This is a genomic window from Streptomyces sp. NPDC030222 (genome assembly GCF_055573115.1).
This window is the reverse complement of the sequence record NZ_JBVICA010000037.1, coordinates 20403-30449: the sequence shown is the minus strand read 5'-3', so window position 1 is coordinate 30449 and position 10047 is coordinate 20403. Positions and strand designations below refer to the sequence as shown.

9 protein-coding genes are annotated in these 10047 nt (G+C 69.1%); 6 read left to right on the top strand and 3 right to left on the bottom strand.

Annotated features, from left to right (window positions below; genetic code table 11):
• Positions 1 to 275 precede the first annotated feature (275 nt).
• The 3 genes from ACZ4Z5_RS32675 (at position 276) to ACZ4Z5_RS32665 (ending at position 4720) form a co-directional block, all read left to right on the top strand.
• Positions 276 to 1007: an HAD family hydrolase gene (locus ACZ4Z5_RS32675; protein ID WP_468269789.1), complete on the top strand. Its 732-nt coding sequence runs from the start codon at positions 276 to 278 to the stop codon at positions 1005 to 1007.
• Positions 1008 to 1470: 463 nt separating this feature from the next.
• Positions 1471 to 3066 carry an ABC transporter substrate-binding protein gene (locus tag ACZ4Z5_RS32670; RefSeq protein ID WP_468269787.1) on the top strand — a complete coding sequence of 532 codons (1596 nt, stop codon included), beginning with the start codon at positions 1471 to 1473 and terminating at the stop codon, positions 3064 to 3066.
• Between the two features lie 67 nt (positions 3067 to 3133).
• Positions 3134 to 4720: an ABC transporter substrate-binding protein gene (locus ACZ4Z5_RS32665; protein WP_468269785.1), complete on the top strand. Its 1587-nt coding sequence runs from the start codon at positions 3134 to 3136 to the stop codon at positions 4718 to 4720.
• Positions 4721 to 4933: 213 nt separating this feature from the next.
• Here ACZ4Z5_RS32665 and ACZ4Z5_RS32660 read toward each other — a convergent pair whose 3' ends face one another.
• Positions 4934 to 5605, bottom strand: coding sequence for a response regulator (locus tag ACZ4Z5_RS32660; RefSeq protein WP_468269783.1), 672 nt, complete (start codon positions 5603 to 5605; stop codon positions 4934 to 4936).
• 93 nt (positions 5606 to 5698) lie between these two features.
• Positions 5699 to 6547: a RecB family exonuclease gene (locus ACZ4Z5_RS32655; RefSeq protein ID WP_468269781.1), complete on the bottom strand. Its 849-nt coding sequence runs from the start codon at positions 6545 to 6547 to the stop codon at positions 5699 to 5701.
• A gap of 115 nt (positions 6548 to 6662) precedes the next feature.
• Between ACZ4Z5_RS32655 and ACZ4Z5_RS32650 the strand changes: the two genes are divergently transcribed.
• The 3 genes from ACZ4Z5_RS32650 to ACZ4Z5_RS32640 all read left to right on the top strand — a co-directional run bounded on the left by ACZ4Z5_RS32650 (position 6663) and on the right by ACZ4Z5_RS32640 (position 9621).
• Entirely contained in the window at positions 6663 to 7910 is a 1248-nt protein-coding gene (locus ACZ4Z5_RS32650) for a site-2 protease family protein (protein ID WP_468269779.1), read from the top strand.
• A 29-nt stretch (positions 7911 to 7939) separates the two neighbouring features.
• Positions 7940 to 8827, top strand: a complete 888-nt coding sequence (locus ACZ4Z5_RS32645) for a tRNA (adenine-N1)-methyltransferase (protein WP_468269777.1) — start codon at positions 7940 to 7942, stop codon at positions 8825 to 8827.
• A 191-nt stretch (positions 8828 to 9018) separates the two neighbouring features.
• Positions 9019 to 9621, top strand: coding sequence for a hypothetical protein (locus ACZ4Z5_RS32640; RefSeq protein WP_468269775.1), 603 nt, complete (start codon positions 9019 to 9021; stop codon positions 9619 to 9621).
• Positions 9622 to 9626: 5 nt separating this feature from the next.
• On the opposite strand, the gene ACZ4Z5_RS32635 is transcribed toward ACZ4Z5_RS32640, so the two are convergent.
• Entirely contained in the window at positions 9627 to 9947 is a 321-nt protein-coding gene (locus ACZ4Z5_RS32635) for a ferredoxin (protein ID WP_468269773.1), read from the bottom strand.
• Positions 9948 to 10047: the final 100 nt, after the last annotated feature.

The window sequence follows — 10047 nt, the reverse complement described above, 5'->3', positions numbered from 1 at the left end:
CCAAGATCGCCGAACTGCTCCAGCCGGAACGGATCGGCGTGATCCTCTCCGACGAGTTCCAGCTCCACCCCGAGCAGTCCACCGACGCGATCGTCATCCACCACCCCGAGGCGAAGTACTTCAACGCGCGCTGATCTGCCGTACACCTGCTCGTCCGACGCAAGCGGCGCGGACGTCGTACACTGGTCGGCCCAGTGAAGGCCGGCTGCCTTTCCCGATGGCACCCCCCCGGGAGATGCAGCCGGCCTCTTCGTCCCTCCAGGAGGTGTGCCCGTATGACCGACACGGTCCCCGCGCTCGGTACCCGCACGGCCGAGGGCTCCCCCTCCCCGGTGAACGAGAGCGGTGCTCCCGTACTCGAGGCGGTCTTCCTCGACATGGACGGCACCCTCGTGGACACCGAGGACTTCTGGTGGGATGCGGAGGTCGAGGTCTTCGCCGATCTGGGCCATGAGCTGGACGAGGCGTGGCGCGACGTGGTGGTCGGCGGGCCCATGACCCGTAGCGCCGGCTACCTGATCGAGGCCACCGGGGCGGCGATCACCCTCCCCGAGCTCACCGTGCTCCTGAACGAGCGCTTCGAGGACCGGATCGGGCGCGGCGTGCCGCTGATGCCGGGCGCCGAGCGGCTGCTGACCGAGCTGGCCAGGCACAACGTGCCGACCGCTCTGGTCTCGGCCTCGCACCGCCGGATCATCGACCGGGTCCTGGACTCGCTGGGCCGGCAGCACTTCGGGCTGACCGTGGCGGGCGACGAGGTCGCGCGGACCAAGCCGCACCCCGACCCGTACCTGCTGGCCGCCCAGGGCCTGGGCGCCGACCCCACCCGCTGCGTGGTCATCGAGGACACCGCCACCGGTGTGGCCGCGGCCGAGGGTGCCGGCTGCCGGGTCGTCGCCGTGCCCTCCGTCGCGGCGATCCCTCCGGCGCTCGGCCGTGTGGTCGTGGATTCACTGGAGGTCGTCGATCTTGCGTTTCTCCGTACTCTCATCACCGGAATGAACTGAGACATTCACGGAGCGTGGACGATCGAATGGGTTGATAAACGTTCGAGTCCGTTCCATTTACTTTCCTTGACCATCTATCGAGTGACGTTCATCACTGCCCGGTGTTCGGCTCTGTTCATGCGAGGTCTCGGTGGCGCCGCCGAAAGCCGGAATCGGGTGCCCTTGTGTCCGGATTCATCTGGCGGTGCACGAATCATTCCGCCTGACTCGATATCGGTCCGCCTGCGCCTGTGAACGCTATGTGATCACCCCCTGAGTCGGCGGTGTTCCGGCGCGCGCGGCGGTGCGCACTAGTCTCGTCGCGAGGACTTCGCCGCCCTTCTCCGTGGTCCCGCACACACCCCCGTCGCCGGGATCACGGGCCTGATCGCTCTGTACCGGCCCGATCGACTGCCCTACCGGGCGACGGCGGCGGAGTCGACGTACACCGCTGTACCAGGCCGGACAAGGGAGAACGTCCAGGATGAAGCGCAAGACCTTGGTGCTGCCGGCGATCGCCGGGCTGCTCGCGCCCCTGCTCGCCGCATGCGGCGGTTCCGGGAGCGGGAGCGACGACGGCGACGCCATCGTCGTGGGGACCACGGACCAGTTCGTGGCCACCGAGGACAGCCCTGCTCCCTTCGACCCTGCCTTCGCCTACGACGCCGGTGCCTGGAGCGTGCTGCGCCAGACGATGCAGACGCTGACGCACGTTCCGCGCGGCGGTGGCGAGCCGGTTCCCGAGGCGGCGTCCAAGTGCGCCTTCACCGACACCGCGAACGAGAGCTACCGGTGCAGCCTGCGCCCGGGCATGAAGTTCTCCGACGGCGCCGCCCTCACCGCCAACGACGTGAAGTTCTCCATCGAGCGTGTCCTGGGCATCAACGACGGTCCGGTCGGTCTGCTGTCCAACATCGACACCATCGAGACCAAGGGCGACGACGAGATCGTCTTCCATCTGAAGACACCGGATGCCACCTTCCCGTACAAGCTCGCGACCCCGGCCGCGGCCATCGTCGACCAGGACAAGTACGCCAAGGGCAAGCTGCGCGAAGGCTTCGACGTCGACGGCTCCGGTCCCTACACGGTGAAGACCGAGGTCGAGGGCGACCGGGTGGTCAAGGCCGTCTTCACCAAGAACCCCAACTACCAGGGCGACCTCAAGCTCAACAACGACGAGGTCGTGCTGCGGTCCTTCCCGGACGCCGACGCCATGGGTGAGGCGCTGAAGTCCGGCGAGATCGACATGATGGCCCGCACCCTGTCGCCCGCACAGATCAAGCAGATGTCCGACAACCCGGAGAAGGGTGTCGAACTCGTCGAGATGCCGGGTCTCGAGATCCGCTACCTCGGCTTCAACACCGACGACGCGTCGGTCAAGGACAAGGCGGTCCGCCAGGCGATGGCCTCGGTGATCGACCGCAGCGCGATCACCTCCGAGGTGTACGGCGCCACGGCCGAGCCGCTGTACTCGCTGATCCCGTCCAGCATCGCCGGACATACCAACGCGTTCTACAACAAGTACGGCGAGCCGGACCCGAAGAAGGCCGCCAAGGTCCTCAAGGACGCGGACGTCTCCACGCCCGTCAAGCTCACCCTGCACTACACCACCGACCACTACGGTCCGGGTACCAAGCAGGAGTTCGAGACGCTCAAGAAGCAGCTCAACGGCTCGGGGCTGTTCGACGTCTCCGTCGAGGGGATCGAATGGTCGAAGTTCGTCCCCGCGCAGGAGGCAGGCAAGTACGCGGTCTTCGGTCTCGGATGGTTCCCGGACTTCCCGGACCCCGACAACTACATCGCGCCGTTCCTCGACGAAGATAACTTCCTGAACTCGCCGTACGTGAACCGCGAAATCCGTGAAAAACTCATCCCGGACTCGCGTCGCGCGGGCGACCGCAACAGCGCGTCCAAGGCATTCGAGAAGATGCAGAACATCGTGGCCACCGACATCCCGGTGCTGCCGCTGTGGCAGGGCAAGCAGTACGTCGCTGCCCGCGACAGCGTCACGGGTGTCGAGTGGGCGCTCAATTCGTCTGCCGACCTGCAGCTCTGGGAGCTCGGGCGCGGAGTCGGCTGACACAGCAGGACCCGGTTGCGGCACCCCGCACCGGGAGCACATCAGCAAGACTGTGAGGCACGTGCAGGTGAAGATACGTAACCAGTGGCTGACGGCCCCGCTCGCGGCGGGACTGGCGGCCGGTCTCCTCAGCGGTTGTGGCACTGAGCGGGGCGGTTCGGCGAGCGAGGGCGAGGGCGTGGTGATGGGGATGTCGGACGACATCCAGGCCACCGACCCCGCCTCGGGATACGACCCCGGTTCCTGGTTGCTGTTCAACAACGTCTTCCAGTCCCTGATGAGCTTCCCCAAGGGCAGCTCCGTTCCGCAGCCCGATGCCGCGGAGCGTTGCTCCTTCGGCTCGGGCGGCAGCGAGGTCTACACCTGCAGCCTGCGCGAGGGTCTGAAGTTCTCCAACGGCAACCCGCTGACCTCGAAGGACGTCAAGTTCTCCTTCGAGCGCACGCTGAAGATCGACGACGCCAACGGTCCCGCCTCGATGCTCTCCACCATCGACGGTATCGAGACGCCGGACGAGAAGACCGTCGTCTTCAAGCTGAAGGTCCCGGACGCGACCTTCCCCAGCAAGATCGCGTCCGGTGCCGGGTCGATCGTCGACCACCGCGAGTACGAGATGGACGCCCTGCGGACCGACGGCAAGGCAGTCGGGTCCGGTGTCTACACGCTGGAGTCGTTCGGAGAGGACGAGGCCGCCTTCGCCGTCAACCCGGAGTACAAGGGCGACGCCAAGCCCAAGAACCCGGCCATGCGGATCAAGCTCTTCCACAACGACCAGAAGGCACTCGCCGACGCACTGCAGAAGGGCGAGGTCGACCTCGCCTACCGCGGTCTCAGCGCCGGCGACATCAACGAGATCAAGAACGCCGAGGCCAAGGGCGCAAAGGGCATCGACGTCGTCGAGGGCACCAGCGCCGAGGTCCAGCACCTGGTCTTCAACATGAAGGACCCGGTCGTCAGCAAGCTCGGCGTCCGCCGGGCCATCGCCTACCTCATCGACCGCGAGGCGCTGGTCGCCGACGTCCACCAGTCGACGGCCGAACCGCTGTACTCGATCATCCCGGCCGGGATCGCGGGCCACAGCACGGCGTTCTTCGACCGGTACGGCAACGGACCGCAGGTCGACAAGGCCAAGGCCGCCCTCCGCGCCTCCGACGTCAAGGACAAGGTGAAGCTCACCCTGTGGGCCACTCCCAGCCGCTACGGCCCGGCCACGGTCCAGGTCTTCGAGGCCATCGCCAAGCAGCTCAACGACAGCGGCCTGTTCGAGGCGGACGTCAAGTCCGTCGACTTCGCGCAGTACGCCAAGGACGCCGAGGCCGGGAAGTACGCCGTCTACGTGAAGGGCTGGATCCCGGACTACCCGGACCCCGACAACTTCACCTCGCCGTTCTTCGGCAAGGACAACGTCCTCGCCAACAACTACGAGAACGACAAGATCACCGGCAAGCTCCTGCCGCAGACGGCGGGCCTCACCGACCGTGCGTCTGCCGACAAGCCGTTCCGTGAGCTCCAGGACATCGTCGCCGAGGACGTCCCGGTGATCCCGCTGTGGCAGGGCAAGCAGTACGCCGTCGCCGCGGACAACATCACCGGCCTCGAGTGGAGTCTCGACGCCTCGACGGTCTTCCGCTTCTGGGAGATCGACAAGGGCTGACCCGAAGAGGGCCGACCCGACGCGGCCGGAGCTCCACCAGGGGCTCCGGCCGTTTCGTGTGTCCGGTGACCGTGCCGGGCCACCGCCGGGCCTCAAGGCCCACGTGGGCCACACGGCCGCCGGCCTCCCCGCCCGCACGGCACCCGGCCCCCGGCGCATGGCACGCTCACGGCCTCCGACCCGCAGCGCGCCGCCGCAGGCCAGGCGACCGACTCACTGCGCGCCCGGGCGTACCAGTCCGCTCTCGTACGCGTAGACCGCGGCCTGCACCCGGTCGCGGAGCCTCAGCTTCGTCAGCACATGGCCCACATGGGTCTTGACCGTCGTCTCGCTGACGAACAGATCCGCCGCGATCTCCGCGTTCGACAGACCGCGCGCGACGAGCTTCAGCACCTCGACCTCGCGATCGGTCAGGGTGCTCAGGGTGTCGGGCACCGCCTCCTCGCCGGAGGGCAGATGGTCCGCGTACTTGTCCAGCAGCCGGCGCGTGATGCTCGGGGCGAGCATCGCCTCGCCGGCCGCCACCACCCGGATCGCCTGGACCAACTCGTGCGCCGGCGCGTCCTTCAGCAGGAAGCCGGATGCCCCGGCCTTCAGGGCCTCCACCACGTACTCGTCGAGATCGAACGTGGTCAGCACCAGCACCTTCGCCGGACCGTCACGGCCCGGACCGGTGATCTGGCGGGTCGCCTCGACACCGTCCATCCGCGGCATCCGGATGTCCATCAGGACCACATCGGGCTGCAGCGCCCGCACCTGGTCCAGGGCCTGCAGACCGTCCCCGGCCTCGCCCACCACCGCGATGTCCTGCTCGGCTTCCAGGATCATCCTGAAGCCGGTGCGCAGCAGCGGCTGGTCGTCCACCAGCAGGACGCGGATCGCCACGTCGTCTCCTTCTCTGTCCCCCGGCCCGGGGCAGGCCCCCGGACCCGCCCCATTCTGCCCCAGGCCCGATCGGGCCGATCCGGCCCGCAGCCGCTACGACTGCGCAGGCGGCACCGGCAGCGGGTATACCGGGGGCGTCCCGCCGAACTCCGGGCACAACGACCGGTGGTCGCACCAGCCGCACAGTCTGCTCGGCCGCGGACGCCAGTCGCCCGTCTCCGTCGCCTGCCGGATCGCGTCCCACAGCGCCAGCAGCTTCCGCTCCACCCGCTCCAGGTCCGCGGGCACCGGGTCGTACGTCAGCACCTCGCCGCTGCCGAGGTACACCAGCTGGAGGCGGCGCGGCACGATCCCCTTCAGGCGCGCCACCACCAGCGCGTAGAACTTCATCTGGAACAGGGCACCCTCGGCGTACTCCGGACGGGGCGCCTTGCCCGTCTTGTAGTCGACGATCCGCACCTCACCCGTCGGCGCCACGTCCACCCGGTCGATGATCCCGCGGAGCCGCAGCCCCGAGTCCAGCTCCGTCTCCACGAAGAACTCGCGCTCCACCGGCTCCAGCCGGGTCGGGTCCTCCAGCGTGAACCAGCGCTCGACCAGCGCCTCCGCCTCCGCGAGCCACCCGGCCAGCCGCTCTCCCCCGGGATCCTCCGCGAAGAGCTCCCCGAGCTCCGGCTTCGACTCCACGAGGTGGTTCCACTGAGCCGGGATCAGCGATCTGGCCCGCGGCGCCGTACGCTCGGCGGCGGGGGTGTCGAAGAGCCGCTCGAGTACCGCGTGGACCAGCGTGCCCCGGGTGGCCGCTTCACTCGGCTTCTCGGGGAGTTTGTCGATCACCCGGAACCGGTACAGCAGAGGGCACTGCATGAAATCGCCGGCCCGTGAAGGCGACAGCGACGAGGGCGGCTCCGCTGTCGCGGACTGCTCGGTGCTCGGACTCATGACACAGACCCTACGGCCCGCCACTGACAGTGGTCCGCATACCATCGACGCAAACCCCTCGCACGCAGGATGATCGGTGCGTAACCGAGGGACGAATCCGAACCGAAAGGACACCGTGGAGAAGAGCGGCGACGGCGGACGCCCGCAGTCCGGCGCAGGGGGAGCAGACCACGGCGCCGCGCCCGGAAGCAACACGCCCCAGCGCAGGGATGAGGCCGGCGGCGGCCTGCTCATGGGCCGCATCTTCGGCGTGCCCGTGTACGTCGCGCCCAGCTGGTTCCTGGTCGCCGCACTGATCACCTGGGTCTTCGGCGGCCAGCTCGACCGGGTCCTGCCGGAACTCGGCACCGCACGGTACCTCGTGTCCCTCTTCTTCGCCGTGGCCTTCTACGCTTCCGTGCTGGTCCACGAACTGGCCCACACCGTCGCGGCCCTGCGGTTCGGACTGCCGGTCCGCCGGATCCAGCTCCAGTTCTTCGGAGGCGTCTCCGAGATCGAGAAGGAGTGCGAGACCCCGGGCCGCGAATTCGTCCTCGCCTTCGTCGGGCCGCTCCTCTCGCTGGCTCTCGCCGGTGTCTTCTACCTCGGCATGCAGGCCGTCGAACCGGGCACCGTCCCCGGCGTCCTGCTGGCCGGCCTGATGATCTCCAACCTCATCGTCGCGGTGTTCAACCTGCTGCCCGGTCTCCCGCTGGACGGCGGCCGGATGCTCCGTGCCGTCGTCTGGAAGATCACCGGGAAGCCGATGAGCGGAACCGTCGCGGCCGCCTGGGTCGGCCGGGCCCTCGCCGTCTCCGTCCTCATCGGACTGCCCCTGCTGACCCACAGCGGAGCCTTCGGCAACGCCACCGACGGCATGGACGGCATGGACACCGTGATGGACGCGCTGCTCGCCGCCATCCTCGCCGCCATCATCTGGACCGGAGCCGGAAGCAGTCTGCGCATGGCCCGGCTGCGCGAACACCTCCCCGAGCTCCGCGCCCGCACCCTCACCCGCCGCGCCGTCCCCGTCACCGCCGACACCCCTCTCTCCGAGGCGCTGCGCCGCGCCAACGAGTCCGGTGCCCGGGCGCTCGTGGTCGTCGACGGCCAGGGCAGCCCCATTGCCCTCGTACGCGAGGCGGCCATCGCCGGAGTCCCCGAGCACCGCCGCCCCTGGGTCGCGGTCAGCGATCTCGCACAGGAGCTCACCGACGGCATGAAGGTCTCCGCGGAACTCGCCGGCGAACCCCTCCTGGAGTCGCTCCGCGCCACCCCCGCGACCGAGTACCTCGTCGTGGAGGAGACGGGTGAGATCTACGGCGTCCTCTCCGCTGCCGACGTCGAACGCGCCTTCGTCGCCGCCATGGCCCGCCCGTCCTGAGCGCCCCGGAAAGCCGGTACCCTGGTCACATGTCCGAACCGACCGGTGCCGCCCGCCGTCGCGGGCCCTTCAAGGTCGGGGACCAGGTCCAGCTCACCGACCCCAAGGGACGCCACTACACGTTCACGCTCGAGGCCGGGAAGAACTTCCACACCCACAAGGGTTCCTTCCCCCACGACGAGCTGATCGGCGCTCCCGAGGGCAGTGTTGTCCGTACCACGGGAAACGTCGCCTATCTCGCGCTGCGTCCCCTGCTCCCCGACTACGTCCTGTCCATGCCCCGCGGCGCCGCCGTGGTCTACCCCAAGGACGCGGGGCAGATCCTGGCCTTCGCCGACATCTTCCCCGGCGCGCGCGTCGTGGAAGCCGGTGTGGGATCGGGTTCGCTCAGCAGCTTCCTGCTGAGGGCGATCGGCGACCAGGGCATGCTGCACTCCTACGAGCGCCGCGCGGACTTCGCCGATATCGCCCAGCAGAACGTCGAACGCTACTTCGGCGGACCGCACCCCGCCTGGCAGCTGACCGTCGGCGACCTCCAGGACAACCTGACGGACACCGACGTCGACCGCGTGATCCTGGACATGCTCGCGCCCTGGGAGTGCCTGGACGCCGTGTCCAAGGCCCTGGTTCCCGGCGGCATCCTGTGCTGCTACGTGGCGACCACCACCCAGCTGGCGCGGACGGTCGAGTCCATCCGCGAGATCGGTTGCTTCGCCGAGCCGCAGCCCTGGGAGTCCATGATCCGGAACTGGCACGTGGAGGGCCTCGCCGTCCGGCCCGACCACCGGATGATCGGACACACCGGGTTCCTCGTCACGGCCCGCCGTCTCGCTGACGGTGTCGAGCCCCCGCTGCGCCGCCGCCGCCCCGCCAAGGGCGCCTACGGCGAGGACTACGAGGGCCCGAACAAGGACTGACCCCCGCAAGACGTGCGAACCGCCGCCCAGTTCCCCGGACAGACCGGGAACTGGGCGGCGGCGTCTTCGTCTTGGCATCACGGAAAACGCACGGACCCCGGCGTTCCGGCGCCCTGTGACCTGCGGCACGATGCTGCCCTCTCCCTCCCGCGGATTCCCGTCGGCACATCACGTCACAGGAGACAGTTCGCGTGCACAACTCCGCCGTCCCGGACCTCGCGCACACCCACGCCCGCCCGGTGCACTGGCTGGCGACCGCGGCCGCGATGGCCGCGGTGGTCGCCGCGGCGGGTCTCCTGGACCCTGCCCGGGCGACGGCGACCAACCAGGCCGGGAGCAGGACGGCCCAGGGCGCACCGGCGCCCGCCGCCCCCGACCCGGCGCGTGCGAGCTTTCCGCTGGACTGCGCGGGGGCGGGCACCACGGTGGACCGCAAGGCGTCGGGAGACCTGGACGGCGACGGGCGGCCCGAGTCGGTGGCCGCGGTGCGCTGCGTGTCCGGATCCGGCACTCCGCCGCACGGCGTCTACGTGCTCACGGCGTCCCCCGGGGCGGGCTCCGCGGGGCGGGTGGTGGCGACGCTCGTCGACCCGGGGGAGCGGCTCAGCGTCTCGGGCCTGGCGGTCCGCGGCGGTGTGGTCGCCGCGACGATGCTCGGGTACTCGTCCCCGGACGTTCCGCGGTGCTGCCCGGACGAGGAGCAGCAGATCAATTGGCGGTGGCGCAACGGGAAGTTCATCCGGAGCACCGCCGCCGGCCCCCAGGGCGGCCGAGCGGTCACCCCAGGGTCATGATTCGGTCACTCCGCGTCGGGACCGTAGACCTCGATTTTGTCCGAAACGCGGCGTACGTGGATGCAGTCGCCGGGACATTCCTTCGCCGAGTCGATGACGTCGACCAGGAGGGGGAGCGGGACCGGGGTGGTGGCGCCCGGCTCCTGGAGGAGTTCGTCTTCGGCGCTCTTCACATAAGCCAGACCGTCGATGTCCAGCTCGAAGACCTCGGGCGCGTACTGGGCGCAGATGCCGTCGCCGGTGCACAGGTCCTGGTCGATCCACACCTCGAGCGCGTCACCGGACGCGACACCGTCGCCGGTGGGTGCCTCGTGCTGCACGGTCATGTCTCCTGCCGTTTCCTGCGCGCTTGAACCAATTGAAGCCAGCCCTGACGGGTGTTGACCGATTCGACGATACAACCGCCCGCTTTCCGATGTTGATGGG